The organism is Kitasatospora purpeofusca, from assembly GCF_042691725.1.
Lineage (GTDB): Bacteria > Actinomycetota > Actinomycetes > Streptomycetales > Streptomycetaceae > Kitasatospora > Kitasatospora purpeofusca_B.
This window is the reverse complement of record NZ_CP170483.1, coordinates 7,968,383-7,980,470: the sequence shown is the minus strand read 5'-3', so window position 1 is coordinate 7,980,470 and position 12,088 is coordinate 7,968,383. Positions and strand designations below refer to the sequence as shown.

General features: G+C 76.2%; 14 protein-coding genes and 1 pseudogene. 8 read left to right on the top strand and 7 right to left on the bottom strand.

Annotation, left to right across the window (positions count from 1 at the left end; translation table 11 throughout):
• Nucleotides 1–147: 147 nt before the first annotated feature.
• Nucleotides 148–582, bottom strand: coding sequence for a CBS domain-containing protein (locus tag ACFCLZ_RS34415; protein ID WP_380281816.1), 435 nt, complete (start codon nucleotides 580–582; stop codon nucleotides 148–150).
• Between the two features lie 191 nt (nucleotides 583–773).
• On the opposite strand from ACFCLZ_RS34415, the gene ACFCLZ_RS34410 reads away from it, so the two are divergent.
• The 7 genes from ACFCLZ_RS34410 to ACFCLZ_RS34380 all read left to right on the top strand — a co-directional run bounded on the left by ACFCLZ_RS34410 (nucleotide 774) and on the right by ACFCLZ_RS34380 (nucleotide 7,503).
• Complete coding sequence (locus ACFCLZ_RS34410; protein ID WP_380281815.1) at nucleotides 774–1,691, top strand: helix-turn-helix domain-containing protein; 918 nt, start codon at nucleotides 774–776, stop codon at nucleotides 1,689–1,691.
• Nucleotides 1,692–1,752: 61 nt separating this feature from the next.
• Nucleotides 1,753–2,220 carry a VOC family protein gene (locus tag ACFCLZ_RS34405; RefSeq protein WP_380281814.1) on the top strand — a complete coding sequence of 156 codons (468 nt, stop codon included), beginning with the start codon at nucleotides 1,753–1,755 and terminating at the stop codon, nucleotides 2,218–2,220.
• A 66-nt stretch (nucleotides 2,221–2,286) separates the two neighbouring features.
• Entirely contained in the window at nucleotides 2,287–2,625 is a 339-nt protein-coding gene (locus ACFCLZ_RS34400) for an MmcQ/YjbR family DNA-binding protein (RefSeq protein ID WP_380281813.1), read from the top strand.
• A gap of 35 nt (nucleotides 2,626–2,660) precedes the next feature.
• The gene (locus ACFCLZ_RS34395; RefSeq protein WP_380281812.1) at nucleotides 2,661–3,800 is read left to right on the top strand and encodes a saccharopine dehydrogenase; all 1,140 of its coding nucleotides are present in this window, start codon (nucleotides 2,661–2,663) and stop codon (nucleotides 3,798–3,800) included.
• The gene (locus ACFCLZ_RS34390; RefSeq protein WP_380281811.1) at nucleotides 3,797–4,477 is read left to right on the top strand and encodes a TetR/AcrR family transcriptional regulator; all 681 of its coding nucleotides are present in this window, start codon (nucleotides 3,797–3,799) and stop codon (nucleotides 4,475–4,477) included. The genes ACFCLZ_RS34395 and ACFCLZ_RS34390 overlap by 4 nt, the downstream gene beginning before the upstream one ends.
• Nucleotides 4,474–6,441: a non-homologous end-joining DNA ligase gene (gene ligD, locus ACFCLZ_RS34385; RefSeq protein WP_380281810.1), complete on the top strand. Its 1,968-nt coding sequence runs from the start codon at nucleotides 4,474–4,476 to the stop codon at nucleotides 6,439–6,441. The genes ACFCLZ_RS34390 and ligD overlap by 4 nt, the downstream gene beginning before the upstream one ends.
• A 33-nt stretch (nucleotides 6,442–6,474) precedes the next feature.
• Nucleotides 6,475–7,503, top strand: coding sequence for a hypothetical protein (locus ACFCLZ_RS34380; protein WP_380281809.1), 1,029 nt, complete (start codon nucleotides 6,475–6,477; stop codon nucleotides 7,501–7,503).
• Between the two features lie 127 nt (nucleotides 7,504–7,630).
• Here the strand turns inward: ACFCLZ_RS34380 and ACFCLZ_RS34375 are convergent.
• The 5 genes and pseudogenes from ACFCLZ_RS34375 to ACFCLZ_RS34355 form a co-directional block, all read right to left on the bottom strand.
• Nucleotides 7,631–8,188: pseudogene (locus tag ACFCLZ_RS34375) on the bottom strand (type 1 glutamine amidotransferase domain-containing protein); the annotation flags it as partial.
• A 36-nt stretch (nucleotides 8,189–8,224) separates the two neighbouring features.
• Nucleotides 8,225–8,548, bottom strand: coding sequence for a PRC-barrel domain containing protein (locus tag ACFCLZ_RS34370; RefSeq protein WP_380281808.1), 324 nt, complete (start codon nucleotides 8,546–8,548; stop codon nucleotides 8,225–8,227).
• A complete protein-coding gene (locus tag ACFCLZ_RS34365) occupies nucleotides 8,548–9,030 on the bottom strand; it encodes a hypothetical protein (RefSeq protein WP_380281807.1) in 483 nt (160 codons plus the stop codon). Before ACFCLZ_RS34365 ends, ACFCLZ_RS34370 begins: the two co-directional genes overlap by 1 nt.
• A gap of 68 nt (nucleotides 9,031–9,098) precedes the next feature.
• Nucleotides 9,099–9,560 (bottom strand): hypothetical protein, encoded by a 462-nt coding sequence (locus tag ACFCLZ_RS34360; protein ID WP_380281806.1) that lies wholly within the window; start codon nucleotides 9,558–9,560, stop codon nucleotides 9,099–9,101.
• Between the two features lie 46 nt (nucleotides 9,561–9,606).
• Complete coding sequence (locus tag ACFCLZ_RS34355; RefSeq protein ID WP_380281805.1) at nucleotides 9,607–10,317, bottom strand: GNAT family N-acetyltransferase; 711 nt, start codon at nucleotides 10,315–10,317, stop codon at nucleotides 9,607–9,609.
• 133 nt (nucleotides 10,318–10,450) lie between these two features.
• On the opposite strand from ACFCLZ_RS34355, the gene ACFCLZ_RS34350 reads away from it, so the two are divergent.
• Nucleotides 10,451–10,993, top strand: coding sequence for a GNAT family N-acetyltransferase (locus tag ACFCLZ_RS34350; protein WP_380281804.1), 543 nt, complete (start codon nucleotides 10,451–10,453; stop codon nucleotides 10,991–10,993).
• 57 nt (nucleotides 10,994–11,050) lie between these two features.
• Here the strand turns inward: ACFCLZ_RS34350 and ACFCLZ_RS34345 are convergent, their stop codons facing one another.
• Nucleotides 11,051–11,704 (bottom strand): TNT domain-containing protein, encoded by a 654-nt coding sequence (locus ACFCLZ_RS34345; RefSeq protein WP_380281803.1) that lies wholly within the window; start codon nucleotides 11,702–11,704, stop codon nucleotides 11,051–11,053.
• Between the last annotated feature and the right edge of the window lie 384 nt (nucleotides 11,705–12,088).

Genomic DNA, 12,088 nt, shown 5'->3' with positions numbered 1-12,088 from the left:
TGTTTTGACGTTGAGTCAGTTCATCAGACCGGGTCGCCCGCACCCGGCGCGACCCCGGGCGGGCGGCCTCCCGGGGCGGGGCCTGCTCACCCCGCCCCGGGAGGTCCGGCAGGTCCGGGAGGCCCGGGAGATCCGGGAGGAAAGGCGTCAGCGCTTCATGTAGACGCTGTCCATGAAGTCGACGATCTGCTGGTCCGTCAGGCGCTGGCCCTCACGGTGGCCCATCGCCAGGTCGGCCTCGCTGATCATGCCGACCAGCCGGTCGCCGTCGATCACCGGGATGCGGCGGATCTGGTGCTGCTCCATCTTCCCGAGCACGGTGTCGATGCCGTCCTCGGCACGGACGCAGTGCAGGTGGCCGGCCAGTTCCATGGCCTTCGTGGCGGCCGGGTCCATCCCCTCCGCGATACAGCGGACGATGATGTCGCGGTCGGTGATGATGCCCTTCAGCTTCTGGTCGTCACCGCAGATCGGGAGTGCGCCGACGTTCATGTCGCGCATCATCCGGGCGGCGTCGGCGAGGCTCTGTTCGGCGCCGACGCACTGGGCGCCGGAGTGCATGATGTCTCGGGCAGTGGTCACGGGAACTCCTCCTCAGGGTCGTCCCCCCGAGCACCGGTGGGTCCGGTGTTCCCACGCTATGCACGCCGCCGACGGTCCGCGAGCGCATCGGGCCCGGGGCTACCCGCGGTCACCGCCGCGCCGTACGGGAACACGGCCGGGAACGGGCCCGGCCGCTGCGGCGGGCGATGCGACGGACCGATACTGGGGGCGTGACGGACGAGTTCGCCGGGGCACCGCCCGGCACGGCGACGGCCGGCCACGACCTGGTCGACGAGGCGGTCCGGGTGCGGCCCGTGACGGCGCTGCGTCCGTATGTGGCCTGGTACTCGGGCTACCGCCTGCGCGGCCTGCCACCCGCCCTGCACCGCGGCCTGCCGTCCCCGTACCTGACCTTCATCCTGACCCTGGACGAACCGCTCACCATGGCCGCCCACCCGGACCCGGGTCAGCCGCCCGGCCGGTACGCCACGCTGCTCGGCGGCCTGCACACCGCGCCGGCCCTGATCAGCCACGACGGCCGGCAGTCCGGCATCCAGCTCGCCGTCCACCCGCTCGCGGCGCGGGCACTGTTCGGACTGCCCGCCGGGGAGCTGTCCGGGCTGGACGTCCCGGCCGAGGCGGTGCTCGGGGCGGCGGTCGCCCACCTGCGGGAGGCGGTCCTGGAGGCCCGCGACTGGCCGGAGCGGTTCGCGGTGCTGGACGGCGCACTGCTGCGGCTCGCGCGCCCCTCCGGCCAGGTGCCGCCGGAGGTCGTCCAGGCCTGGTCCGCGCTGCGGCGCAGCGGCGGGGCCCTGCCGGTGGCCGCGCTCGCCCGGGAGACCGGATGGAGCGAACGGCACCTGCTGAACCGGTTCCGCCGGGAGACCGGCCTCAGCCCGAAGGCCGCCGCCCGGGTGGTCCGCTTCGACCGGGCCCGCCGGCTGCTGGCCGCGCCCGGCCCGCCACCCCGGCTGGCGGAGCTCGCGGCGCGCGGCGGCTACGCCGACCAGGCCCACCTGGCCCGTGAGTTCCGCGCGTTGGCCGGGTGCGCGCCGAGCACCTGGCTCGCCGAGGAGGGGCCGGACGCGGCGAAGTTCCGAAACGTCCAAGGCGGGGCCACCGGGCCCGCGCCAGAGTGGGAGGCATGACGGCGGTCCGACCCGGCGCCCTTCCGGGGTCGGTCGCCACGAGAAGAAGGAGGCACCCGCCATGGACACCGACGACACGGGCACCGACGGCACGAGCACCGGAGCGCCCGGAGGCACGACGCCCCCACCGCAGGTCTGGCCGAGTCTGCGGGCCCGCGACGCCCGCGCGCTGATCCGCTTCCTGTCGGAGGCGTTCGGCTTCGAGGAGGTCGTCGCCTACGGCGAGGGCGAGTTCGTGGCCCACGCGGAGCTGGCCTGGCCGGAGGGCGGCGGCGTGATGCTGGGCTCCGACCGGCCGACGCCCGAGGGCGGCGAACCCTGGCCGGGCGGGCCCGGGACGTTCAGCGCGTACGTGGTCACGGCGGACCCGGACGCCCTGCACGCGCGGGCGCTCGCCGCCGGGGCTCGGATCACCACCGCGCCGTTCGACACGGACTACGGCTCGCGCGACTTCGCCGCCGCCGATCCGGAGGGCAACCACTGGTACTTCGGCACCTACCCGGGCGCGCCGCGCCCCTCGACGGACTGAGCCGTGCGGCCCGCCGGGACGGACGGTTCCGCGTCCGACGAGGCACCGTGCGACGGACCGGCGACCGTGGAGCGGCTGCGGGGCATCTGCCTGGCACTGCCCGGGGCGGACGAGCGGGTCAGCCACGGTGAGCCGACCTGGTTCGCCGGCGCCGGGCGCCGGGCGCGGGTCTTCGTGATGCTCGCCGACCACCACCACGACGACCACCTCGCGTTCTGGTGCCCGGCGGCGGCCGGTGCGCAGGAGTTCCTGGTCGCCGAGGAGCCGGAGCGGTTCTTCCGCCCGCCCTACGTCGGCCACCGGGGCTGGGTCGGCGTCCGCCTCGACGTGGCGCCGCTCGACTGGGAGCGGATCGAGGACCTGGTCGCGGACGCCCACGCCCTGGTGACCGGCCCGGCACCTTGACAAGATTTTTAGGTCAGGTGACCTATTTTCTACGCATGACCACCTCACCGAACATCCCCGCCCCAGCCCTCTCCGCCGTCGACACGCTCACCCACGACCCGCAGGGCCCCGTCCTGCTGGTCGGCGGCTACGGGACGGTCGGCACCGAACTCGCCCGCCTGGTGGCGGCCGACCACCCCGTCCTGCTCACCGGCCGCTCCGCGGAACGGGGAGCGGCACTCGTCCGCGACCTCGGCGGAGCCCCGCACGCGGCGGTCCGCCGCTGGGACCTCGCCGACCCGGCACCGTTCGAGGCGGCGGTGAGCGCCGTCGTGGGCGTGGTCAACGACCCGGACGACCGGGTGCTGCGGGCGGCGGCCACCGGCGGGGTGCCGTACGCCGACATCACCCGCTGGACCGCCCGGCTCCAGCGGGCCGCCACCGTGGCCGCCCTGCTGCGCCCCACCGCCCCGGTGCTGCTCTCCTCCGCCTGGATGGGCGGTGTCGTCAGCCTGGTCACCGCCGCGCTGGCGGAGCGGCTCGGCGGGGCGGACCGGGTCGAGACCGCGATCCGCTGGGACCTCGCCGACCGGGCCGGCGCGGACTCCGTCGAGTTCATGGACCGGCTGGGGCTGGACTACGAGGTCGTCCGCGAGGGCCGCCGCCGCACGGTCGCCCCGCTGAGCGACGCGGGCACCGTCAGGATCGGCGGCCACCCCACCCGGGTGGCCCGGATCGACACGCCCGAGCAGTTCACCCTGCCGCTCACCCTCGGCACCGGCACCGCCACCACCCGGATCGGCTTCAGCTCCGGCCTCAGCACCCGGGCCCTGCTGGCCGCCAAGCACACCGGCTTCTTCCGCTGGGGCCGGGGCGAGCGCTGGGAGTCCGCCCGTCGCGCCCTGCTGTACTCCCCCGGCGACGGTGGCACCGCGCTCCTGCGGATCGACGTCACGCACGGCGGCCGCAGCCTCGCCGCCGTCGTCGAGGACCGCGCCGGCCAGGCCCACCTGACCGCCGTCGGCGGCCTGCTCGCCCTCCGCCGCGCCCTCGGCACGGACGGATCGGCCCCGGCCCCGGCCGGGGTCTCCTTCCCGGAACAGTCGCCCCGCCCCTGCGAGGTCCTGCCCGCCCTGGCCGCCCTCGGCGTCACGGTCGACATCCGCCCCGCCACGGGCTTGAATGCTGCCGCATGAGCACCGCACCCGAGGGCCCCGCCACGAACAACCCCGCCGTCCCGAACGACCCGGCCGGCGACCCCGCGCGGACGCCACCGGGGCGGGCGCGCGGGCGGAAGGGGGCGGAGCGGCGGGAGACCCTGTTGGACGCGGCGGAGGGGGTGCTGGTCGCCGAGGGCGGGCCGGAGTTGACGATGCGGGCCGTGGCGGCGACGGCCGGGGTCCGGCTCGGCCACCTCCAGTACTACTTCCCCACGCACGCCGACCTGGTGGCGGCCGTGCTGGAGCGGGTGCTGCGGCGGTCGGCGGAGCGGTTGGCCCCGCTGCTCGCCCCCGACGTCCCCGCCCTCGACGCCACCGGCACCACCGAGGCGGCCGTGGTGGCGGCGCTGCTGGCCGAGCAGGAGGACGCCCGGCTGGTGCGGCTGTTCGCCGAGGTGTGGGCGCTCGCCGCCCGGGACGCGGCCGTGGCGGGTGCCGTCCGGGGGTTCTACGACGACTACCGGGAGCAGCTGGCCGGGTTCCTCGCCCTGCGCCGGCCCGAGCTGTCGGAGGCCGAGCGACGGGCCCGGGCCGGGGTGTTCGTGATGCTGATCGAGGGCGCCTCGCTGTTCCGCTCCGGACTGGCGGGCACGCGTGCACCGGAGACCGACGACACGCTGATCCGCACCGCCCTGGACCTGCTCGGGCCGTGACCCCCTCGGCCCGGGACGGCTCGCGCCGCACCCGCACCGAGGGCAGACTGGCCGCGACGGGACGCGCAGCCTCGGAGGCGGCGATGCCGCAGATGGTGGTCGACGGGCGCACGCTCGCGCTCTCGCATCTGGACAAGGTGTACTACCCGCAGACCGGCACCCTCAAGGGCGAGGTGCTGCGCTACTACGCCGCCGTCCACGCCGCGCTGCTGCCCCACCTGCACGACCGTCCGGTGTCCTTCCTGCGCACTCCGGACGGCGTGGCGGCGGAGGTCTTCATCGCCAAGAACCCGCCCCCCGGGACCCCCGGCTGGGTGCGGACGGCCGAAGTCCCGAGCAGCAGCGGCGAGCTGCGGCAGGTGGTGCTGGAGAGCGGCGCCGCGCTGCTGGCGCTCGTGAACCTGGGCTGTCTGGAGCTGCACGTGCCGCAGTGGCACACCGCCGCGCCCGGGCTGGCGGACCGCCTGGTGCTGGACCTCGACCCGGGCGCGGGGGCGACCGTGCTCACCTGCCGCACGGTGGCCGCCCTGCTGCGCGCACGGCTCGCCGCGGACGGCCTGGAGGCCTGGGTGAAGACCTCCGGCGGCAAGGGCCTGCATCTGCTGGTGCCGCTGGAGCCGACGCCGAGCGCCCGGGTCTCCGCCTACGCCAAGGACCTGGCCGCCGAACTGGAGACGGCCCGCCCGGAGCTGGTCGTGCACACCATGGCGAAGGCCCGCCGCACCGGCCGGGTGCTGGTCGACTGGTCGCAGAACGCGGCGAAGAAGACCACGGCCGCGCCGTACACCGTGCGGGCGCAGCAGCGGCCGACGGTGTCGGCGCCGCTGTCCTGGGCGGAGCTGGACGGGGCCGGGTCGGCGGAGGAGCTGGTGTTCACGATCGCCGACGTCCCCGATCGGCTGGCGGCGCACGGTGACCTGCTCGCGCCCCTCCTCGACCCGGCGCGCGCCCGCCCCCTGCCCGCCGCCACCACGACTCGCCCGCCCCGCACGGCACCCCCGGCCGCTGCCTCGGGCAAGGCAGGCCAGGTGGGCAAGGCGGGCAAGGCGCCTCCGGCAGCGCGCCCCGCCGCCCGCGGACCGGTGGTCCTGGAACCGCCGGTGGAGGTGATGCGCCCGGCCGCCGTACCCGCCGTCCCACCGGCGGACGGCCTCGGCGGGTCCGGGGTGGTGTACGAGCTGAAGCTGGACGGCTTCCGCTGCGTGGCCTTCGCCCGCGGGCCGGCGCGCCCGCCGTTCCTGCAGTCCCGCTCGGGGCGGGACCTCTCCGCCGAGTTCCCGCCGATCGCCGCCGCCGTCGCCCGGCTGCCGGCCGGGCTGGTGCTGGACGCGGAGCTGGTCGCCTGGCACGGCGGCCGGTTCGCCTTCGAGGAGCTGCTGCGGACCCGCCGGGCCCGGGCCGCCGAGGACGTGGCGCTCGGGCTGGTCGCCTTCGACGTGCTGGCCCTGCCCGGCCGGGACGTCCGGGGGCTGGCGCTGGCCGACCGGCGGCGGTTGCTGCTGGCCGCGCTGGCCGACGTCCCGCCGCCGGTCCAGGCGGTCCTGGCGACCACCGACCGGGCCGAGGCGCTGACCTGGATGGAACGGCTCGCCGACACCGGGGTGGAGGGGCTGGTCTGCAAGGCGGCCGGCTCGCCGTACCGGGCCCGCGGCGCCGGGCGGGTCTGGGTGAAGTACCGGCGCGGCGACACCGTGGACGCGACCGTGCGCGCCGTCACCGGGCCGCCCGCCCGGCCGCGGGCGGTGGTCCTGGAACTGGACGACGGCCGGGTCCTGCTCTCCTCGCCGCCGCTCTCACCACCGCAGTCCCGGCAGGTGGCGGAGGCGGCGGCCGGGCGGCTCGGTGCACCTGTCCACGATCCCCAGTACGGCTCCGTCCGGCCGCTCGCCGCCCCGCTGCGCGCCGAGGTGGCCGTGACCGGACGGCCCCCGACGGCGCTCTTCGTCCGGCTGCGCGGCGACTGAGCCCGGATCCGCACGCCAAGGGAGCCCCGCACCATGGACCGCACCTCCACCCCCGCCGACACCGACACCGACACCGACACCACCACCGACACCGACACCGTCTACGCGGTCGGCCGGATCGGCGTCGACTTCCGCTCGCCGGCCCGCCGCGACGGCTTCCGCCGTCAGCTGGGCGGAACCGCCGGCGGACCGCTCCCGGACCTCGGGGACGTCCGGCAGCTGCACGACCACCTCGTCCGCAGCCCCTGGGCCTCGGCCGGACTGACCTGGACGCTCACCGTCGACAGCACCGCGGTCTACGCCCTGGAGGCCGAACCCGCCGTCGCGATGGACTGGTCCGGCCCGCTCCCCGGCACCGAGCCGGACGGGAGCGACGAGGAACGGCTCGCGCTGCTGCGCCGGATCACCGCCGCGCCTCCGGTGCACCCCGTCCACCGGGCGCTGCGCGACACGCTGCTCGGCCAGTCGCTCCCGGCCGGGGACCCGGGCCGCATCGCCCGGCTCACCGTGCCCGGCCGGCTCACCGACCGCTCCGCGCGGCTGTTCTCCGGACAGGTCGTGCCGGTCGTCCGGGTGAGCGCCGTCGGACTGGCCCGCTGGACGGAGACCCCGCTGATCGCGAGCGCCGTGGACGCCGTCGCCGAGGACGCCTGGCAGCCCCGGCCCGCCCGCGACCGCGACCGGGTGGCCGAGCACGTCCGCGCACTGCTCGACCAGGTGTACCGCCACCTTCGCAACCGCGGCCGGAGCGCCGCCGAGCGGGCGCTGAACCACGCCGTGACGGAGGCCGTCCTGACCGGCGGCCTGCTCGGCGAGGGTCTGCTCTCCGCCGGACGGGTACCCGGCGCACCCGCCCCCGACGCCGCCGACCTCTACGCGCTGGACACGATCACCGTGGCCAGGAGCCCGTACTGCCGGAGCGGCTCCGACTGCCAGGACGTGATGGTGCGGTTCTTCGATCCGACCGACGAACGGCGCACCAAGGTCACCTACGTCCACACCATCGACGTGAGCGACGAACTGCCGGTCAGCCTGGCACCGGTCCACCGCTTCCTCGGCTGACCCCCTCCGCTGCCGACGCCGATCCCGGTCCCGGTGCCGGTCCCGGTGCCGGTCCCGCCGCCGTGTGCCGGGAAGGGGCCGCCTCGTGGGCGACGGGCCACGGCGGGTGCGGACCCTTGGCCGGGCGGGCGTGCGCGAACTCCGTCACCAACGCCTCGTTGAAGGCCGGCAGGTCGGCCGGCCGCCGGCCGGAGACCAGCACGCCGGGCCCGTCCCGGCAGACGTGGACCGGCTCGTCGACCCAGTAGGCGCCGGCGTTGACCAGGTCGGTGCGGATGCTCGGCCACGAGGTGAGGGTGCGGCCGCGCACCGCGTCCGCCTCGATGAGCGTCCACGCGCCGTGACAGATCACCGCGACCGGCCGGCCGGCGGCGGCCAGCTCGTGGACGAAGGCCACGGCGGCCCGGTGCAGCCGCAGGGCGTCGGGGTTGGCGACCCCGCCCGGCAGGACCAGCGCGTCGTAGTCGCCCGGCTCCACCACGCCGACCACGTCGTCGACGGGAAAGGTGTCCGCCCGGTCCAGGTGCCGGAACGCCTGCACGCGGCCGGGCCGGGTGGACACCAGCCGGGGTGTGCCGCCCGCCTCGGCGACCGCCTGCCAGCAGGACGTCAGCTCCCTCTGTTCGGCGCCCTCGGGCGCCACCAGGAAGGCCACCGTGCGGCCGGTGAGGACGACGAACTGCATCCGGATCACCCCGTCCGGCGCCCGGCCCGCACCGGTTCAGCCCCCATCGGTCGAGCCCGCGCCGTGCGCGTCCAGCGCCGCCCGGTCGACGGCGGCGGGCGGCGGCGCCGCGCACACCCGGGCGCGCGGGCAGCCGAGGTGGACGACGAGCTCCAGGTGGTCGATCCGGGTGACCAGTCCGACCGGCACCAGGACCGGGGCGCCCGGCACCCACGGCCGGGTGTCCACCAGCAGGTGGTCCCCGGCGTCCTGGTCGACGTGGCCCAGCGGGCCGTCGGTCGCCTCGACCTCATAGCCGACGAGCGTCAGGTCGGCGGCGTGGTGGGAGCCCGGGCGGTACTCCCACAGTTCGGTGGTCATCACATCTCCGGATAGTCCCAGGGCCGGCGATCACGGCGGTCCTGACGGTCGCGGCGCTCCTCCCGGCGACCGCCGCCGTTTGGGGGCTCCCCCGGCCGGATGCGGGGCCCCGGCTCGCGGAACCCGTCGTCCAGCAGGTCGTCCGCCGTCTCCGCGCGGCCGCGCCGATGGTGGCGCAGCAGGGCCGAGAGGCCGGCCGCCAGCGCGACGCTGCCGATCCAGACCACGGCCGAGGCGATCGCCACGGTCGCGGTGGGCTTGCGCACCGCGACGCTGAGGCAGATCGCCGACATCACCAGGGCCGTCATCAGCACACCGACCGGCACCCGGCGGCCGAGGCCGCGCAACGTGCTCCCGCACCGGCTCGACCGTTTGGCACCCATGGTGCTCAACCGCCGGTCGAGGCGGGTGTCCCTGCGCAGTTCACCCTCGATCTCGTCCAGGAGCCGCCGCTCCCGTCCGCTCAACGCGGGTCCGTCCATCTCGGTCACCTCCGGCACTTCCGGTGACGGCGTCCTCCCGTCCGGGCGAATGCCCGGCGGGGTGCGGGCTAACCGCTCCGGCCGGCGGAAGCCGTCGAAGCCGTCGAAGCGGTCGGACGGCGGTCGCCGAACGCCCGGGGGCGGGCGAGCAGGCTGTCGTCCAGCACGCGCAGCAGGGCCGCGGCGTCGCGGTGCACCTCGACGGCGCCCGCCGCCCGCAGTTCGGGCGCGGTGGCGCCGACTCCGAGCACGGCGACGCAGGTCACCCCGGCCCGGCGCGCCGCCCGTACCTCGGGCACGCTCCCGGCGACGAACACCGCGTGCGCGGGCTCGCCGTCCACCAGGTCGAGCGCGGTCCCGACCGGGTCGCGGCCGGGGTCGGTCACGGTGAGCGCGGGGGCGCCGGCCGGCCCGGGGGCGGTCAGCAGCACGGTCCAGCCGCGGGCGGCGCACTCGCGCGGCAGCTCGACGTCACCGCGTGGCGTCCCACGCCAATCGGCGCCGAAGAGTGCCGCCGAGACGACCGTCATGGCCCACCGTTCCCGTTCCGCACCAGCAATGGCGCGCCCTTCCAGGTTAGGCCCGCACCCCGCACCCGGCATCAGCGTCGCCGCCGCCGTCGGGCCCGGCGTCGGTGGCCAGCCGGGCGTGGAGGTGCTCGTCGTGGTAGCGGCCGTCGCCGAAGCGGAAGGACGCGCGCAGGGTGCCTTCGAGCGGGAAGTCGCAGCGTTCGGCGACCCGGCAGGAGGCGGGGTTGTCGACCGCGTGCGCGAGTTCGATCCGCCGGGCGCCGGCGGTGTCGAAGCCCCAGCGGGTGATCGCGCGGGTGGCCCGGGTGGCGACGCCCCGGCCGCGGGCGGCCGGCAACAGCCAGTAGCCGACCATGGCGAGCCCGTCGGCCCGGTCGGTCCAGCGCAGGGCGATGGTGCCGAGCAGTTCGGCGGCGTCAGCGGCCGCCCCGGCGGCGGTGTCCAGGATCGCGAAGTAGGCGAGACTCCCGTTCTCCCAGCCGGTGGCCCAGCGGCCGAGGCAGGCCTCGGCCTGCACCAGGTCGGCGGCGCGCAGCGGGTTCCAGAGGGCGATCTCCGGGTCGACGGCGGCCGCCGTCAGGCTCGCCGCCGCACCGCCCCGGACCGCGAGCCCCGGATTCCACGGACGCAGGACGACGTCGCCCAGGTCGAGCGTGGCCGGGACGAACGCGCGTCCGTCGGCGGCCTCCGGTCCGGCGGGCGTGGCCTGCGGGAACGTGGGCGGGACTGCGGGGGCGGTGGACGCTTCGGTGCTCATCCGGCCTTCCTATCCCCTGCCCTCCTCCCGTGCAACGGATTTACCGGCCCGGCCGTTCGCCGGGCCCGGCGGACTGTCGCGGACCCGGCGAAAACCGGTGGCCACGACCGCCCGGGCGTGCCACGATCCGGCCATGGTCGAACTCCTCACCGCGCACACCTCCGCCCTGGACCACGGGACCCGTCAGGCGGTCCGGGCCCTGCTGTTCGAGGAGTTCGACGACATGACCGAGGAGGACTGGGAGCACGGCCTCGGCGGCGTGCACGCGATGGTCCGCGAGGGCGGGGTGATCGTCGGCCACGCCTCGGTGGTCCAGCGGCGGCTGCTGCACGCCGGGCGGGCGCTGCGCACGGGGTACGTGGAGAACGTCGTGGTGCGCGCGGACCGGCGCGGGCGCGGCCACGGTGCGGCGCTGATGGGGGCCTTGGAGGCGGTGGTCCGGGGCGGGTACGAGCTGGGGGCGCTGTGTGCGGCGGACGACGCGGCGGCGTTCTACGCGGCGCGCGGCTGGCAGCGGTGGCGCGGGCCGCTCGCCGCGCTGACACCGCGCGGCCCGGTGCCGACACCGGACGACGAGGGCGAGGTGTTCGTGCTGCCGGGCCCGCCGCCGGGAACGGTGGCCCTGGACCCGGACGGGCCACTGGTGTGCGACTGGCGCGACGGCGACCTCTGGTAGCCGGGTGGCCGGGTGGCCCGCCCCGGCCCCAGACGTACCGCCGTCGCGCCGGAGGCGTCAGATCCGGGCGAGGTAGCCGTTGTCGACGAGCCAGAGCACGTTCAGCCGGGTCGGGCCGTTCGGGACGAGCGCGGCGTCGAGCTGGTACTGCAGTCCGTAGCCGGGCTGGCCGAACCAGGGCGCGATCGGGCCGGCGTGCACCTTGAACGGCTTCACCACCCTGTAGTCGTGGTAGTTGCAGACCGCGGCGGGGTTGCTGTCGAGGCTCTGCGGCGGGATCGAGCGGCTGGCATAGGGCAGGCCCTCGGGGGCGAGGAACGCGCCGTACTCGCTGCCGTAGCGGTCGATCCGCTGGTTCGGGTAGAGGGTGATCTCGAACTCGACCGGGGTACCGTCGGGCAGGGTGACGTAGCCGTTGGCGGGCGGGTAGATCCAGCCCGGGCCGCCGTTGTTGGCGGTGGGGCTGTAGTAGGTGGCGAGGAACTTGTCCTCCGGGAGGCCGCCGGTGCGCCGGTAGCCGATCAGCTCGCGGCCGACCGGGCCGGTGGTCGGCAGGTCGGCGGGGCCGAGGCGCGGATCGCTCCGGTAGTCCGTCACGGAGCACTCGTCGGACGGGGTGGCGGCCGCCCCGGCGGCGGCGAGGGCCGGGGCGCTCGGGGCGAGAAGGGCGACGACCGCGGCGAGCGGTATGGCGAGCAGGCGAAGGCGCACGTTGTCTCCGTCGTGAAAGTGGTGTGGTGGTAGCAGTGGTGAGGTGGTGGCAGTGGTGGCACAGGAGCGGCGGCACGGCGAGGCGAAGGGCCGAAACGCGATCGGTCACCCTCCGTGTCCGGGCCGGCACCAGGCAAGCGGATCAGCTGACCCCGCGTCAACTGTTCGAGGCCACAACGGAGCCGGATCCCCCGGTTTCGGCCAACCGCGCACGCCGGGCGCCGGGGGCGCGCAAACTGGAGGGTCGCGCCCCCAACCCCGGGCCCGGAACAGCGGCCGCAACCAGCGGCGGACCACGGCGGAGCCGCCGGGGAACGCACCAGTTCCATTGACAGCCCGTCGGACAGGGCCCGATCCTCGCCGGTACGGCCCGGCCACCTGCCT

Coding starts and splice junctions, on each gene's coding strand:
- ACFCLZ_RS34365 (WP_380281807.1), bottom strand. CDS start 9,030: ATGGACGGACCCGCGTTGAGCGGACGGGAGCGGCGGCTCCTGGACGAG.
- ACFCLZ_RS34355 (WP_380281805.1), bottom strand. CDS start 10,317: ATGAGCACCGAAGCGTCCACCGCCCCCGCAGTCCCGCCCACGTTCCCG.
- ACFCLZ_RS34360 (WP_380281806.1), bottom strand. CDS start 9,560: ATGACGGTCGTCTCGGCGGCACTCTTCGGCGCCGATTGGCGTGGGACG.
- ACFCLZ_RS34380 (WP_380281809.1), top strand. CDS start 6,475: ATGGACCGCACCTCCACCCCCGCCGACACCGACACCGACACCGACACC.
- ACFCLZ_RS34390 (WP_380281811.1), top strand. CDS start 3,797: ATGAGCACCGCACCCGAGGGCCCCGCCACGAACAACCCCGCCGTCCCG.
- ACFCLZ_RS34370 (WP_380281808.1), bottom strand. CDS start 8,548: ATGACCACCGAACTGTGGGAGTACCGCCCGGGCTCCCACCACGCCGCC.
- ACFCLZ_RS34350 (WP_380281804.1), top strand. CDS start 10,451: ATGGTCGAACTCCTCACCGCGCACACCTCCGCCCTGGACCACGGGACC.
- ACFCLZ_RS34405 (WP_380281814.1), top strand. CDS start 1,753: ATGGACACCGACGACACGGGCACCGACGGCACGAGCACCGGAGCGCCC.
- ACFCLZ_RS34395 (WP_380281812.1), top strand. CDS start 2,661: ATGACCACCTCACCGAACATCCCCGCCCCAGCCCTCTCCGCCGTCGAC.